The organism is Hymenobacter sp. 5317J-9, assembly GCF_022921075.1.
Lineage (GTDB): Bacteria > Bacteroidota > Bacteroidia > Cytophagales > Hymenobacteraceae > Hymenobacter.
Genome location: NZ_CP095050.1, coordinates 495,037 through 510,264, shown reverse-complemented (window position 1 = coordinate 510,264; position 15,228 = coordinate 495,037). Strand labels below are relative to the sequence as shown.

The window sequence follows — 15,228 nt, the reverse complement described above, 5'->3', positions numbered from 1 at the left end:
CCCGTATAGCTTGAAAACAACCCTCGTCATTGCAGACCTTTGGCGCACGTACTAACGACACCTTACTATGAACCCTCTCGTTGCCATCCGCGAGTTCGACCAGAGCCTCTGGCTGGACTTCATCAGCCGTCCGATTCTGATTAACGGCAAGCTGCAGCACCGCATCCAGGAAGAAGCCCTGCGCGGCGTGACCTCGAACCCGGCCATTTTTGCCAAGTCCATCGGCGATACCACCGACTACGATTCCGCCATCAAGGCGCTGGCCCTGCAAGGCAAAACCACCGACGAAATCTACACCAGCCTGGCCGTGGCCGACGTGCAGGCCGCCTGCGACCTGTTCCGCCCCCTCTACGACAGCGCCGACAACCGCTCGGACGGCTACGTGAGCCTCGAAGTATCGCCGGAGCTGGTGAACGACACCGAAGGCACCATCGAAGAAGGCCTGCGCCTCTGGAAAACGGTGGACCGCCCCAACGTGATGATAAAAGTGCCGGCCACGCTGGAGGGCTTGCCCGCCATTCGCCGCCTCATCTCGGAAGGCGTGAACGTGAACGTGACCCTGATTTTCGGCCTGGAGCGCTACCGCCTCGTGACGGAAGCCTTCCTCTCGGGCCTCGAAGACCGCGCCGCGGCGGGCAAGCCGCTGGCGCGCATCGACTCGGTGGCCAGCTTCTTCCTCTCGCGTATCGATGTGCTGATTGACCCCATGCTGGAGAAAATCGCGGCCGAAGGCGGCGAGAAAGGTGAGTTGGCGCAGTCGATGGTGGGCGAAGTGGCCCTGGCCAGCGCCAAGCAGGCCTACCAGATGTACAAGGAAATCTTTGCCGGCCCGCGCTGGGAGGCCCTCAAGGCCAAAGGCGCCGCCACCCAGCGCCTGCTGTGGGCCAGCACCGGCAACAAGAACCCGAAATACGACAACCTAAAATACGTCAACGGCCTCATCGGCCCGAAAACGGTGAACACCGTGCCGGTGGAAACGCTGGACCTGTTCGGCAAGGAAGGCAAGGCTGCCGTCACCCTCGAAGACAACCTCGACAAAGTGAAGGAAGTGCTGGCCCGCCTGCCCGAACTCGGCATCAACCTCGATGAGCTGACCCAGCATTTGGAAGAAGACGGCGCCACCAAATTCAAGGAGCCGTTTGGCAAGCTGATGCAGTCCATTGAGCAGAAGCGTGCCCAAGCCGTGGCGGCCCAGGTAGACGAGGCCGAGATGGAGCTGGGCCAGTACAAGGCCGACATCGACGCCCAAATCAAGAAATTCCAGGACAACAACTTCGTGGCCGGCTTCTGGGACAAGAAGGCCGACCTCTGGGTGCAGGACGAGGCCGGGCAGCAGAGCATCCGCAGCTTCATGGGCTGGCTGCGCGTGGCCGAAACGATGGTGGGCCGCGTGTCCGAAATCGAAACCTTCGTGAACGAGGTAAAAGCAGCCGGCTTCAAGCACGTGGTGGTGATGGGCATGGGCGGCAGCACCATGGCCCCCATCGTGTTCAAGGCCTCTTTCCCGATGGGCGAAGGCGGCCTGCCGATGTCGGTGCTCGACACCACGGACCCCGGCACGGTGCGTGAGATTGAAGCCTCCGTGCCGCTGGCTGAAACGCTGTTCATCGTGGCCAGTAAGTCGGGCACTACGGCCGAGCCGCTGGCGTTCGGCGACTATTTCTACGCCAAGGTCAAAGAAATCAAGGGCGACAAGGCCGGCGAAAACTTCGTGGCCATCACCGACCCCGGCTCTAAGTTCGTGACTGACGCCACCAACGCCCACTACCGCCGCATCTTCCTCAATTTCCCCGAGGTGGGCGGGCGCTTCTCGGCCCTCACCTACTTCGGCCTGGTGCCGGCGGCCCTCTACGGCCTGCCCATCGGCCAGATTCTGGAGCGCGCCATCCTTATGATGCGCGCCTGCGGGGCTTACGGCCCCACCGACAAAAACCCCGGCCTGGAGCTGGGCGCCGCCCTTGGCGTGCTGGCCGAGCAGGGCCGCGACAAGCTCACGCTGGTGGTGCCCGATTCGCTGCACGACCTGGGCTTGTGGCTGGAGCAGCTGCTGGCCGAAAGCACCGGCAAGGAAGGCAAGGGCATTCTGCCCGTGGCCGGCGAGCCGCTGGGCGAGCCCGGCATCTACGGCAACGACCGGGTGTTCGTGTACGTGGGCTACCAGGGCCAGGCCGACGAGGCCAACACGGGCAAGCTGCAAGCGCTGGCGCAGGCCGGCCACCCCGTCATCACGCTGCTGATGAAGGACGCCTTCGACCTGGGCCAGGAGTTCTACCGTTGGGAAGTAGCCACGGCCGTGGCCAGCGCCGTGTTCGGCATCAACCCCTTTGACCAGCCCAACGTGCAGGCCGCCAAAACGGCCACCGACAAGCTGATGAAGGCCGTGGAAGCCGAGGGCAAGCTGCCCGCCGGCGATGCCCCCGCCGCCAGCGAAAACGGCGTGGACTACTACACCGCCGCCCAGGGCGAAGGCGCCGCCGGCGTACTGAAAGCCTTCTTCGCGCAGGCCCAGCCCGGCGACTTCATGTGCCTACAGGCCTACCTGACCGAAACGCCCGCCGTGAGCGCCAGCCTGCTGGAGCTGCGTCAGCGCGTGCAAAACGCCCTGCACATTGCCACCACCTCGGGCTACGGTCCGCGCTTCCTGCACAGCACCGGCCAGTACCACAAAGGCGGGCCCAACACCGGTCTCTTCGTGCAGTTCACCGACGACAACCCGCAGGACCTGCAATTGCCCGGCCGCTCCTACACTTTCGGCACCTTCAAGAATGCCCAGGCTTTGGGCGACCTGCAAGCGCTAAAAGACAACAACCGCCGCACCCTGCGCGTGAACCTCGGCAATGACGCCGAGGCCGGGCTGAAAGCCATGTTGGCGGCGCTGGCGCTGTAAGCAGCCTCTGAGGCGTTATTAGAAAGAACGTCATGCTGAGCGGAGCCGAAGCATCTCTACCGCATTACTAAATCTGATTAGTAGCACGGTAGAGATGCTTCGACTCCGCTCAGCATGACGTTCTTTTTGTTATGAGCTCACCCTTCTTTCCTGGCTTTACTTCCGCCCAGGAATGCGCAGCACCGTGAAGGAATTAGGTGCCAGCGTGTAGCTAACGGCCGGGCCCTTCACCGCAAACTTCACTTCCTGCGGCGTGAGTTTCCGGGGTTCCTGTAGGCTGTTTTGGGTGTTGAGGTCGTCGCTGGCCATCACGAGGGCGCGGCCGGTTTTGCCGAGCTTTTTTGCGCCGGCCAGGCTCACCTGCACGGCGCGGGGAGCCGGCGAATAGTTCACCAGCTTCACCACGATTTCGCCCGCTGTTTCATCGGCCACGGCGCTGGCGAACAGGTTGTCGGTGCCGTTTTTGGCGCCGTTGGGCAGCTGCACGGGCAGCATAGCGGTGCCTTTGTTTTGGCCGAACAGCTGCTGCACGTAGTAGTTCACCGTGCCGTAGGAGTTCAGGTTGTCGAACCAAATCAGGTTGGGCGTCCACTGCCAGGCATCGACGTGGGCGAAGAGCGGCGCATAGGAGGCCATGGCCACCACGTCGGCGTTGCGTTCCAGGCCGGTCATGAAGGCGGCTTCCGAGAGGGCGCAGTCCCAGTTGTTCTTGTTTTCGGTGCGGGCGATGCCCTCGCTTTGGGCGGCGTATTCGCCGGCGAATATTTTGGTGGCGGTGCGGGGGTAGTTGTCGTAGCGGCCCACATTCTGCCGGAACCAGTCGGCCTTGGCGTAGTAGTGCTCGTCGATGAAATCGGCCTTCAGCTCACGCAGCTTCAACGTGGCTTTGTCAAACAGCTCCCCATTGGGCGACGGGCCGGCGCTGCTCACGAGCTGCATAGTAGGGTACTTGGCCTTCACCGCCCGGGCAAATGGCTCGTAGCGCTCCAGATACTGCGGCCCCCACTGCTCGTTGCCGATGCCTATCATCTTCAACTTAAAGGGCGCCGGATGGCCCATGGCGGCCCGGCGGGCGCCCCAGCGGCTGCTGGCCGGGCCGTTGGCAAACTCAATCAAATCCAGCGCGTCCTGAATAAAGGTATCCAGCGTGGGTTCATCGGCCGGGCCCGCCGCGTTCAGCCCCTTAGCAGTGCCAATGGGCGCCAATTCAGCCGAGTTGTACTGGCAGGCCATGCCCACGTTCAGAATGGGCAGCGGCTCGGCACCAATGTCTTCGGCCAGCTGGAAATACTCGAAAAAGCCCAGGCCGAACGACTGGTAATAGTCGGGCGTGTAGCGGTTTCTAAACTCTTTGTTCCAGCGGTTTATCATGGGCTGGCGCGCGGCCACGTCGCCGATGGTTTCCTTCCACTGGTAGCGGTTGTCGAGCGTCATGCCCTCCACAATGCAGCCGCCGGGGAAGCGCAGGAAGCCCGGCTTCAGGTCCTTGAGCAGCTGCACGAGGTCGGGCCGCAGGCCGTTTTCGCGCTTCCCCCAGGTGTCTTTCGGGAACAGCGACACGACGTCGAGGTCGGCTGTGCCGGTGCCCTCCACCGTCAGCTTAAGGCGGGCCTTGGCCGCGGTGGCCGTGGGCCGAAGCACGGCGGTGTACTTCTGCCACTCGCCGCTGAGGCCCGTGATGTGGGCCTGCGCCAGCGGCTCGCCCTTGGGGCCTTCCAGCTGCACGTTCAGGCCCGTAATGCTGCCGGGGCCGCGCCGCGCCATCACCGAAAACGTGTACTCGGCGCCCTCCTTCACGCCCATGCCGCGAAAGCCTTCGTTCACAAATCCGGCATCAGGGCCGGCTTTGCTGGTGCTCAGGCGCAGGAAATGGTTCTTGCTGGCGCTGATGGGCCGGTCGCTCGACACGAGGTAGCTTTCGAGCTCGGCGGCGCCTTTCAGGGCCTTCCAGCCCAGCAGGTGGCTGTCGATTTCAAACGACTTGTTCTTTACCAGTTCTGGGTATAGCCCGCCATCGGCCGCGAAGTTGATGTCCTCAAAAAAGAGCCCGAACAAGTGCTGAGGCACCGGCGCGATGGGCTTGTTCACCTGCACGGTGAGCACGGCAGGCGCGGCCATTTGGGCCTGAGCTGCTAGCTGGGCAGCTGTTACCAGGCTCGTGGCGGCCAGCAGGATTTGGACAATGCGCATAGATTGGAAAGTATTTAATAGGCAGCCGGAAATGAAAGAACGTCATGCTGAGCGCAGTCGAAGCATGACGTTCTTTTTATCGGCTAATTGAGCTGGCCTCTTTTACCGGCCACCGAACGCCACCTCATTGTAGCGCAGCTCGTTTTTGAAGGTCCGCAGCTTGGTATCGGCGTCAATCACCACGAACTCGATGCCCGCCATTTCGGCGAAGTCTTCCAGATACTCCGCCGTCAGGTTCTGGCTGTAGCCGGTGTGGTGGGCGCCGCCGGCCAGAATCCAGGCGGCTGCGCCCACGGCCAGGCTGGGCTGCACTTTCCAGAGCACGCGGGCCACGGGCAGCTTGGGCAGGTCGGCGGCGGGCAGCACGGCTTCCACCTCGTTCACTATCATGCGGAAGCGGTTGCCGAGGTCCACGATGGTGGCGTTCAGGGCCGGGCCGGCGGGGCAGTTGAATACCAGGCGGGCCGGGTCGGCCTTGCCGCCGATGCCCAGCGGGTGCACTTCCACCTTCACCTTACCTTCGGCAATGCTCGGGCAGATTTCCAGCATGTGCGAACCCAAAACCTGCTCGTTGCCGGGCTCGAAATGGTAGGTGTAGTCCTCCATGAAGGAGTTGCCGCCGGGTAGGCCGGCGCCCATCACCTTCATGGCGCGCACCAGGGCCGAGGTTTTCCAGTCGCCCTCGCCGCCGAAGCCGTAGCCCTCGGCCATGAGCCGCTGGGTAGCGATGCCGGGCAACTGGGCCATGCCGTGCAGGTCCTCGAAGGTGTCGGTGAAGCCCTTGGCGCCTTTATCCTGCAGGAATTTGCGCAGGCCGGCCTCGATGCGAGCGGCTTCGCGCAGGCTGTCGCGCTGGGCGCCGCCGACTTTCAGGTCGGCAGCCAGTTCGTATTCCTGCTCGTAGGTCGCCAGCAGCTCGTCAATCTGGCTGTCGCTCACCTCGTTGACGACGGCCACCAGGTCGCCGATGCCGTAGGTGTTCACCTCGTAGCCGAACTTAATTTCGGCTTCCACCTTGTCGCCTTCGGTCACGGCCACGTAGCGCATGTTGTCGCCGAAGCGGATGAATTTGGCCGATTGCCAGTCGGCCCAGGCGCAGGCCACGCGGCTCCAGATACTCAGGCTCTCCTGCACCGCCGCGCTCTGCCAATGGCCCACCACCACCTTGCGCTTCAAGCGCATCCGGGCCCCGATGAAGCCAAACTCCCGGTCGCCGTGCGCCGATTGGTTGGTGTTCATGAAGTCCATGTCGATGTCGGCCCACGGAATGTCGCGGTTGAACTGCGTGTGCAGGTGCGCCAGCGGCTTTTGCAGGATTTTCAACCCGTTTATCCACATTTTGGCGGGAGAAAACGTGTGCATCCAGGCAATCAGACCCACGCAGTTTTCGGCCTGGTTGGCTTCCTGCATGAGTTGATAAATCTCCTGCGGCGTTTTCAGAATGGGCTTGTAAACGATTTTAACGGGCAGCTTGCCGCCCAGCGCCGCGGCAATTTCCTGCGAGTGGCGGGCTACTTCTTCCAACGTTTCGGGGCCGTAGAGGTGCTGGGTGCCGGTGATGAACCAGGCTTCGTAGTGCGAAAGGTCAATCATGTTTTTGGGTGGAATTAGGGCTTTCATTGGGGCTATGGCGCGGGGCTGTGCCCCGTGCCGTCTATTTGTGGGCCTCTGGCCCGCGTCGCCGGAACGATTCTTTCGGAACTGTTCAACAATTGCAGGCCGAAGGCCTGCGAATAGTCAGCACGGGGCAGAGCCCCGCGCTATCGGGCGCTACGACTGCCCGTAGTAGGAATTCACGCCGTGCTTGCGCTCGTAGTGCTTGCGAATGAGGGCGTCCTTGAGGCGCGGCACCTCCGGGCGCAGGGTGCAGCTGAGGTAGGCCATGCGGGCCACTTCTTCGAGCACGGCGCTGTTGTACACGGCTTTGTCCACGGTTTTGCCCCAGGTGAAGGGGGCGTGGTTGGCCAGTAGCACCATTTCTACTTCGGAGGGCGAGAGACCGCGGCGCTGGAACTCGTTCAGGATTTGCCAGCCGGTCTGGTGCTCGTAGTCGCCCGCAATCATGGCGTCTTCCATGGGCGGGGCGCAGGGAATGTCCACGGTGAGGTGGTCGGCGTGAGTGGTGCCGAGGATGGGGATGTCGAGTTGGGCCTGGGCCCAGGCGGTGGCGTAGGTGCTGTGCGTGTGTACGATGCCGCCGATATGCTCCCAGTGGCTATACAGCACGGCGTGGGTCTTGGTGTCGGAGCTCGGCCGCTTCTTCCCTTCCAGCACGTTGTTGGCGAAGTCGAGAATGACAATGTCTTCCGGCTTCAGCAGCTCGTAGGGCACGCCGCTGGGCTTGATGGCGAATACTTGCTGCTCGCGGTCGACCACGCTGGCGTTGCCGAAGGTGAAGAGCACCAGCCCGAGTTTGGGCAGTTGCATGTTGGCGTCGTAGCACGCCTTTTTCAGGTCCTGGTATTGGCTCATTGGGGGTACGGGCTAACTGCGCGCAGCAGTGGTAATGGCAGAGGTTTCGGTTTCCACAACTGGCTCAATCTCTCCCAACGTTGCGGCCTCCACGAACCGTCCGAAAGCCTGATACTGCGCGTAGCGGGCGGCGTAGTCGGCCACGCGGGCGGGGTTGGGCGTGTAGGTTTCGGCAAAGCCGCTGCCCATGGCCCGCTGGGCCGTGAGCACGTCGGCGTGCAGGCCGGCGGCTACGGCCGCGTACATGGCCGCGCCCAGCGCCGGCGCCTGCTCCGACACGGCAATTTTGATGGGCCGGTCGAGCACGTCAGCCAGCGTCTGCATCACAAACTGCGACTTCTTGGCCACGCCACCGATGCCGATAACCTGCTTGATGGCAATGCCTTCCTCCTCAAACCGCTCCACAATCTGCTTCGAGCCGTAGCAAATGGCCTCCACCAGCGCCCGGAATACCTGCGGGGCGCTGGTGCCCATGGTCAGGTTCATCAGGGCGCCTTTCAGGGCCTGGTTGGCGTCGGGCGTGCGGCGGCCGTTCACCCAATCCAGGGCCAATACCTGCGATTCAGCCGGGTCCACCTTCGCGGCGGCTTCGCTTAGCTGCCGGAGCAGCTGCTCGCTCATTTCCTCGCGCAGGGCTGCTTGCAGCTCCGGCGTCAGCACTTTGGAAGTACTCAGCACGTTTTGCAGGGGCCACTCAAGCATCTGGCGGAACCAGGCCAGCAAGTCGCCAAAAGCTGACTGCCCGGCTTCCAGCCCCAGCATACCCGGAATTACGGAGCCATCCACTTGCCCGCAGATGCCGGCCACGAGGTGGTCGCCTACCTCAGAAGTCGGCGCTACCACGATGTCGCAGGTGCTCGTGCCCATCACCTTCACCATGGAGTAAGCTTCGATTTCGCCCGCCACCGCACCGGCGTGGGCATCGAAGGAGCCTACCGCGACAACAGTGTCGGTGCTCAGGCCGAGGCGCTGGGCCCACTCTTCGGAAAGGTGGCCGGCTACCTCGTCGGCGGTGTGGGTTTCGGTAAATAATCGATTGCGTAAACCGGCCAGCTTTGGTTCGAGGTGCACCAGAAACTCCTCGGAGGGCAGACCGCCCCAGCTTTCGTGCCACATGGCCTTGTGGCCAGCGGCGCAGCGGCTGCGCTTGAAGCTGGCCAGCTCGCTGCCGGTCAGCAGCAGGGTCATCCAGTCGCAGTGCTCCATCCAGGAGTGCGCGGCCTGGGCCACGGCGTCATCCTCGCGCAGCACGTGGGTTATTTTGGCCCAGAACCACTCCGAGGAATAGATACCGCCCTCAAACCTGGTGTAGTCCTCGCCGCCCCAGGTGCGGGCCTTGTGGTTGATTTCGGCGGCTTCGTCCAGGGCCGTGTGGTCTTTCCAGAGCACGAACAGGGCGTTGGGGTTCTCGGCAAACTCGGGCAGCATGCCCAGGGCCACACCGTCGGCATTCACCGGGCCGGGCGTCGAGCCGGTGGTGTCCACGGCCAGCCCTTTGATTTGGTCGGCGGGCACGGCTTGGGTCACGCGGCGCACCACGCTTTCCAGCCCTTCGATGTAGTCGAGCGGATGCTGACGGAACTGGTTGCGGGTGGGGTTGCAGTACTGCAGGGTTTTCCAGCGGGAGTAGTTGTGCACGGCCTGGGCTTTTTCGGCGCCGGTGCGGGCATCGACGAGCACGGCGCGCACCGAGTCGGTGCCGTAGTCGACGCCGATGACGTAGGCAGGAGTAGTGGGTTGGTCCACGGGGATATATTGAGGTTAATACCGTCCGTCATGCAGAGCGCAGCGAAGCATCTCGCTCGCAGCAAATAATTGCGTTGTGCGAGCGAGATGCTTCGCTGCGCTCTGCATGACGGACGGGTTTCGTTGTTGATTCCTTACTTCCGCACGCCGAACTTGTAGGTACTCACGGTGTGGTAGGTTTCGCCCGGCTTTAGAATCGTGCTGGGGAACTTGGGCTGGTTGGGCGAGTCGGGGAAGTGCTGGGTTTCGAGGCAGAAGCCGGCGTGCTTGCCGTACACGGTACCGCCCTTGCCCGTGAGGGTGCCGTCGAGGAAGTTGCCGGTGTAGAACTGAATACCGGGCTCATCGGTGGTCACTTCCAGGGTGCGGCCCGTGGTGGGCTCGTACACAGTGGCCGCGGCGTGGGCCGCGCCCGTGCCGTTCAGCACCCAGTTGTGGTCGTAGCCGCCGGGCACCTGCGCGATGCGCTCGCCAATAGCGTGGGGCGTGGTGAAATCGAAGGGCGTGCCCTTCACCGGTCGCAGCTCGCCGGTCGGAATCAGGGTGGCGTCCACCACGGTGTAGCGGTCGGCGGGCAGCGTCACTTCGTGGCCCAGCACGTCCTTGCCGGCGCCGTGGTTCAGGTTGAAGTAGGCGTGGTTGGTGAGGTTGATGGGCGTGGCCTTATCCGTAGTGGCGGTGTAGTCGATGCGCAGGGCGTTGTCGTTGGTGAGGGTATACACCACGGCCACGTTCAGGGTACCGGGGTAGCCTTCCTCGCCGTCTTTGCTCACGTAGCTCAGCTTCAGGCTCTGGCCGTCGGCCGCGGCGCCGGGCTCGGCCGTCCACACCACTTTGTCGAAGCCTTTGAGGCCGCCGTGCAGGCTGTTCGGCCCGTTGTTTTTGGCCAGGGTATATTCCTTGCCGTCCAGCGTGAATTTACCGCCCTTGATGCGGTTGCCGTAGCGCCCGATAAGGGCACCGAAGTACGGCCCGGCCTTCAGAAACGCAGGGCTCTGGTAGCCGCTCACGTTATCGAAGCCAAGGATGACGTCGCCCAGCTTGCCGTCCTTGTCCGGCACCAGCAGGCTGGTCAGAATGCCGCCGTAGTTGGTGATGGTGGCCTTCACGCCGTTGGCGTTGGCGAGGGTGAAGAGCTGCACTTCGGTGCCGTCGGTGGTTTTGCCGAAAGAAGCGGAGGTGGGCATGGCGGTGGATTTCGTTTGGGCGGTATCGGCCGGGGCCGATGCCGTGGTGGTGGTTTGCTCAGCAGAGTTGTTGGCCCCGCAGGCGGCCAGCAACAGCAGGCCGGGCAGTGTTACGGCCAATTGCCCAAGACGGCGAACTGAAATCATAAGGTGGGTTTGAAAGGGTCAGGAAAAAGGCAGTATCGCAAAAACACGACCTTCACACAAGGTTACACAATCGATTGTGCAATATAGCACCATTCCCTGTACAGCGCCAAGCGCGGGAGCTTATTCTGCTTCCGCCAAGGGACAGTTGCTATCAGCCTTTGTGTGCTTAAAAGCAACCGCCATAGCCCGTCAGGGGCCTTGCCCGCCGCACCTTTTCCTTCCGATACCCACAAAAAAAGACCGGAGCCGCTCGGCTCCGGTCTTTCGTACGGGCTGCGCTGGCGGGGCCTAGCGGCAGCTCAGGCGCAGCACCTGGCGGGCATTGCCCTGGCGCACGGTGAGGTAGTACACGCCCACGGGCAGGGTGGCGGCCCGCGGCAGGGCAATGCGCTGGGTGCCGGGCTGGGCCGGGGCCGTGCCGGTAAGCACCGTCTGGCCCAGTATGTTCCGCACCGTAAACGTCACGGCGGCGTCCTGATGCGTGGTCAGTTCCACAGTGGCCTCGCCCCCCTCGTAGGGGTTGGGGAATACCGTGGCTACGAATACGGTTTCGGCCTTGGCGGTTTGCAGGCTTTGCACGGGCGAGTAGCTGTGCTCGCCGTTGGTGTCCACCTGGCGCAGGCGGTAATACACCTGGCCGCTGGCCGAGGCCCGGAAGCTGGCGTCCAAGAACTCATACTCGGTGCGGGTAGCCGAGGTGCCCGCGCCGTCGCGCCGGCCCACTTCAGCAAAGCGCTGGCCGTCGGTGCTGCGCTCCACGGCGAAGTAGGCGTTGTGCTTTTCCGAAGCCGTCACCCAGCTCAGGCGGGGCGTTTTTGCTGTTCATGAAGCCGCTGTGCCTGGGGCCTAGCGGGAGCCGATGGCGTCCAGGGCGGCCATGTCATCGGCCGAGAGCCGGATGTCGGCGGTTTTCATGTTTTCTTCGAGGTGCTTCACCTTCGACGTGCCCGGAATGAGCAGGACGTTGGGCGAGTGGTGCAGCAGCCAGCTCAGGGCAATTTGCTGCGGCGTGGCGCCGTGCTTGCGGGCCGTGGCTTCGAGGGCGGCCAGGGCCTGGGCGTTACCGCCCGCCAGCGGGTACCACGGAATGAAGGCCATGCCCTGCTCGCGGGTGTAAGTGAGCTCGGCTTCCCACTTGCGGTTGTCGACGCTGTACATGTTCTGCACCGACACCACTTTCACGTATTCCTGGGCTTTTTTAATCTGCTCCACCGACACCTCCGACAGTCCGACGTGCCGGATAAGGCCCTGCTGTTGCGCTTTCTGCAGAAACTCCAGCGTCTGTTCAAACGGCACGTTCGGGTCGACGCGGTGGAGCTGGTAGAGGTCAATCCGCTCCTGCTTCAGCCGCTTGAGGCTGCCGTGCAGGGCTTCTTCGAGGTGCCGGGGGCTGGCGTCGATGGGCCACTCGTTGGGCCCGGTGCGCAGCAGTCCGCCCTTGGTGCCGATGACAAGGCCGGCCGGGTACGGGTGCAGGGCTTCGGCAATCAGCTCTTCCGACACGTTGGGCCCGTAGCTGTCGGCCGTGTCGATGAAGTTGACGCCGAGTTCGACGGCGCGCCGCAGCACGCGAATGGATTCGGCATGGTCGCGCGGCGGGCCCCAGATGCCGTCGCCGGTGATGCGCATAGCGCCGTAGCCGAGACGGTTCACCGTGAGGTCGCCGCCGAGGGCAAAGGTGGTGGGGTAAGTTGAGGTGCTGGTATCAGACATGGGGTTGCAAACTGGGATAAGTGAAGTGTGCAACGGCAGACTTTGCCAGCCGTTGCCTTACAAGGAAGACGGCCGGCGGTAGCAAATGTTTTAGTGTTGAGTTCAGCAGGGCGCCGGGTTCAGACGCAACAGGCTGGCATTGCCTTCCAGGGCATATATACTCAAGGAAGAAAGCGCTGCCCCCAATCTTGGCAAAATTCTGAAAAGCCAAGAAGCCCCCGCAGCCAATGCTACGGGGGCTTCTGTACGTCACAGTTGCGGCAGCTTCGGCCGTGAAAACCTTACAGCTGAATCTCTGGGAAGGAGCCTACTATTTCTCCCACGCCGGTGAAGGTGGTGCGGAATTGCCCGCTGGCAATGCGGGTTTTTGTGTCGTAAGTAGTGGTGCCGGACTCATTAGCACCGGGGGCGCCTTCCAGGCTGCTGGTCAGGGCATTGGTGGTGTAGGCGGTGGTGGCGGTGCCTTTGGAGAAGTACAGCGTCAGGGTTTTGCCGCCGCTAAGCTTGCCGGAAAGGCTCAGGCGCGGGGCGCCGGTCTGGTAGGAGGCATCGATAAGACGGGCTTCCTTGAGCTCATAGGGCGGAGCGCCGGCTTCCGACACCGTCACCTTGATGGCTGACTCAACGGCGGTGTTGGTGGGCGTGGGCTGGTCTTCGCTGCAGCCGGTAAGAACCGCGCCAAGCAGCAAAGCCGGGGCTATAAGGGTGGAAATTCGCATAAAGCTAATGGATTGGGGAAAGGAATAAGGCAACAAGACGCCGCTTGGCAGCCCAACGGCTGGCACCGTGCGGCAGCTGTTTAAACCAACGTTTGCAGCACTTGATTCCCCACTTTGGCACTCAGCTCGCGCACAGCGGCGGCAATGCCGGCGGCGTCGAAGCCGCACTCTTTGTAGAGCTCGTCCTGGGTGCCGTGCTCCACCACGCGGTCGGGGATGCCGAGGCGGCGCACGGGCAGGTGGAAGCCGTGGTCGGTGAGGAACTCCAGCACGGCCGAGCCGAAGCCGCCGGGTAGGCAGCCGTCTTCCACGGTCACGATGGCGCGGTAACGGCGGGCGATGTCGCGCAGCATTTCCTCGTCCAGCGGCTTGCAGAAGCGCATGTCGTAGTGGCCCGCGTCGAGGCCTTCGGCCAACAGCGTGTCGGTGGCTTTCACAGCGTAGTTGCCGATGTGGCCGATGCTGAGGATGGCCACGCCGCCCTCTTCGCCCTCGCGCACCACGCGGCCCGTGCCGATGGCCACGCGCTGCAGCGGCGTGCGCCACTCGGGCATCACGCCCTCGCCGCGTGGGTAGCGGATGCTGAAGGGGCCGGCGTTTTCGGGCAGGGTGGCGGTGTACATCAGGTTGCGCAGTTCCTGCTCGTTCATCGGGGCCGACACCACGATGTTGGGGATGCAGCGCATGTAGGCCAGGTCGTAGCAGCCGTGGTGGGTGGGGCCGTCGGCCCCGGCAAAACCGGCGCGGTCGAGGCAGAACACCACGTGCAGGTTTTGCAGGGCCACGTCGTGCACCACCTGGTCGTAGCCACGCTGCATGAACGAGGAGTAGATGTTGCAGAACGGCACCAAGCCCTGCGTGGCCAGGCCGGCCGAGAACGTGACGGCGTGCTGCTCGGCAATGCCCACGTCAAAGGCGCGGTCGGGCATGGCGGCCATCATGATGTTCAGCGACGAGCCCGAAGGCATGGCCGGCGTCACGCCCATGATTTTGTCGTTGGCCTCGGCTAGTTCCACCAGCGTATGGCCGAACACGTCCTGATACTTGGGCGGCTGCGGCTTCTCGGGCGTTTTCTTGTAAATCTCGCCCGTGATTTTGTCGAACAAGCCCGGCGCGTGCCACAGCGTCTGGTCTTTTTCGGCCAGCGCGTAGCCCTTGCCCTTCACCGTCACGCAGTGCAGCAGCTTGGGGCCCGGAATATTTTTCAGGTCATTCAGGATGGTGACGAGGTGCTGCACGTCGTGGCCATCCACGGGGCCGAAATAGCGGAATTTCAGGGCCTCGAACAGGTTGCTTTGTTTGAGCAACGTGGCCTTCATGGCGGCCTCTACTTTGCGGGCAATCTGCTGGGGGTTGGGGCCGAATTTGGAGAGCTTGCCGAGTACGTTCCACAGCTCGTCGCGCACCTTGTTGTAGGTGCGGGAAGTGGTGATGTCGGTGAGGTATTCTTTGAGCGCGCCCACATTGGGGTCGATGCTCATGCAGTTGTCATTCAGGATAACCAGCAGGTTGGAATTGGCCACGCCGGCGTGGTTCAGGGCCTCAAAGGCCATGCCGGCCGTCATGGCGCCGTCGCCGATGACGGCAATGTGCTGGCGGTCTTTCTCGCCCTTGTAGTCCGACGCCACGGCCATGCCCAGCGCTGCGCCGATGCTCGTGCTGCTGTGGCCCACGCCAAAGGCGTCGTACTCGCTCTCGCTGCGCTTGGGGAAGCCCGACATGCCGTGGTAGCGGCGGTTGGTGGGGAACCGGTCGCGGCGGCCGGTCAGGATTTTGTGGCCGTAGGCCTGGTGGCCCACGTCCCACACCAGCTGGTCGTAGGGCGTGTTGAAGACGTAGTGCAGGGCCACGCTCAGCTCGACCACGCCCAGCGAGGCGCCGAAGTGGCCGCCGTAGATGCTCACCGAATCAATAATAAACTCGCGCAGCTCAGTGCTCAGCTGGACTAATTGCTCAGGAGCAAGCTTTTTGAGGTCGTCGGGCGAGTCAATCGCCGCGAGCAGCGGGCCGGGTTCAACTATCATCGGGGCAGGCGTGGTGGGAGTAGTGACGGTATGTAACCGCCTGACCCGCTAAAAGATTGTGGGGCCGGCACAAAGGTACGACGGCGAACGAAGAGCGGTTGTTGGGAAGCGGCAGAATCGGGGGCTTGGTCGGGGTTTGGGCG

At 63.1% G+C, this 15,228-nt stretch carries 10 protein-coding genes; 1 reads left to right on the top strand and 9 read right to left on the bottom strand.

The window, feature by feature from the left end; all coding sequences use genetic code 11:
• Positions 1–67 precede the first annotated feature (67 nt).
• Positions 68–2,887 carry a bifunctional transaldolase/phosoglucose isomerase gene (locus MUN81_RS02100; RefSeq protein WP_245114745.1) on the top strand — a complete coding sequence of 940 codons (2,820 nt, stop codon included), beginning with the start codon at positions 68–70 and terminating at the stop codon, positions 2,885–2,887.
• A 156-nt stretch (positions 2,888–3,043) separates the two neighbouring features.
• On the opposite strand, the gene MUN81_RS02095 is transcribed toward MUN81_RS02100, so the two are convergent.
• The 9 genes from MUN81_RS02095 to dxs all read right to left on the bottom strand — a co-directional run bounded on the left by MUN81_RS02095 (position 3,044) and on the right by dxs (position 15,085).
• Complete coding sequence (locus MUN81_RS02095) at positions 3,044–5,077, bottom strand: alpha-L-arabinofuranosidase C-terminal domain-containing protein (RefSeq protein WP_245114744.1); 2,034 nt, start codon at positions 5,075–5,077, stop codon at positions 3,044–3,046.
• Between the two features lie 102 nt (positions 5,078–5,179).
• Positions 5,180–6,670 carry an L-arabinose isomerase gene (araA, locus tag MUN81_RS02090; RefSeq protein ID WP_245117357.1) on the bottom strand — a complete coding sequence of 497 codons (1,491 nt, stop codon included), beginning with the start codon at positions 6,668–6,670 and terminating at the stop codon, positions 5,180–5,182.
• A gap of 177 nt (positions 6,671–6,847) precedes the next feature.
• Positions 6,848–7,549: an L-ribulose-5-phosphate 4-epimerase gene (locus MUN81_RS02085; RefSeq protein WP_245114743.1), complete on the bottom strand. Its 702-nt coding sequence runs from the start codon at positions 7,547–7,549 to the stop codon at positions 6,848–6,850.
• Between the two features lie 12 nt (positions 7,550–7,561).
• Positions 7,562–9,295, bottom strand: a complete 1,734-nt coding sequence (locus MUN81_RS02080; protein WP_245114742.1) for a ribulokinase — start codon at positions 9,293–9,295, stop codon at positions 7,562–7,564.
• Between the two features lie 134 nt (positions 9,296–9,429).
• A complete protein-coding gene (locus MUN81_RS02075) occupies positions 9,430–10,482 on the bottom strand; it encodes an aldose epimerase family protein (RefSeq protein ID WP_245117356.1) in 1,053 nt (350 codons plus the stop codon).
• A 435-nt stretch (positions 10,483–10,917) separates the two neighbouring features.
• On the bottom strand, positions 10,918–11,424 hold the full coding sequence (locus tag MUN81_RS02070; RefSeq protein ID WP_245114741.1) for a T9SS type A sorting domain-containing protein: 507 nt from the start codon (positions 11,422–11,424) through the stop codon (positions 10,918–10,920).
• A gap of 51 nt (positions 11,425–11,475) precedes the next feature.
• Positions 11,476–12,342, bottom strand: coding sequence for an aldo/keto reductase (locus tag MUN81_RS02065; RefSeq protein WP_245114740.1), 867 nt, complete (start codon positions 12,340–12,342; stop codon positions 11,476–11,478).
• Positions 12,343–12,623: 281 nt separating this feature from the next.
• Entirely contained in the window at positions 12,624–13,061 is a 438-nt protein-coding gene (locus MUN81_RS02060; RefSeq protein WP_245114739.1) for a hypothetical protein, read from the bottom strand.
• An 80-nt stretch (positions 13,062–13,141) separates the two neighbouring features.
• Positions 13,142–15,085 (bottom strand): 1-deoxy-D-xylulose-5-phosphate synthase, encoded by a 1,944-nt coding sequence (dxs, locus tag MUN81_RS02055; protein ID WP_245114738.1) that lies wholly within the window; start codon positions 15,083–15,085, stop codon positions 13,142–13,144.
• Between the last annotated feature and the right edge of the window lie 143 nt (positions 15,086–15,228).

Coding starts and splice junctions, on each gene's coding strand:
- MUN81_RS02100 (WP_245114745.1), top strand. CDS start 68: ATGAACCCTCTCGTTGCCATCCGCGAGTTCGACCAGAGCCTCTGGCTG.
- MUN81_RS02095 (WP_245114744.1), bottom strand. CDS start 5,077: ATGCGCATTGTCCAAATCCTGCTGGCCGCCACGAGCCTGGTAACAGCT.
- araA (WP_245117357.1), bottom strand. CDS start 6,670: ATGATTGACCTTTCGCACTACGAAGCCTGGTTCATCACCGGCACCCAG.
- MUN81_RS02085 (WP_245114743.1), bottom strand. CDS start 7,549: ATGAGCCAATACCAGGACCTGAAAAAGGCGTGCTACGACGCCAACATG.
- MUN81_RS02075 (WP_245117356.1), bottom strand. CDS start 10,482: ATGCCCACCTCCGCTTCTTTCGGCAAAACCACCGACGGCACCGAAGTG.
- MUN81_RS02065 (WP_245114740.1), bottom strand. CDS start 12,342: ATGTCTGATACCAGCACCTCAACTTACCCCACCACCTTTGCCCTCGGC.
- MUN81_RS02060 (WP_245114739.1), bottom strand. CDS start 13,061: ATGCGAATTTCCACCCTTATAGCCCCGGCTTTGCTGCTTGGCGCGGTT.
- dxs (WP_245114738.1), bottom strand. CDS start 15,085: ATGATAGTTGAACCCGGCCCGCTGCTCGCGGCGATTGACTCGCCCGAC.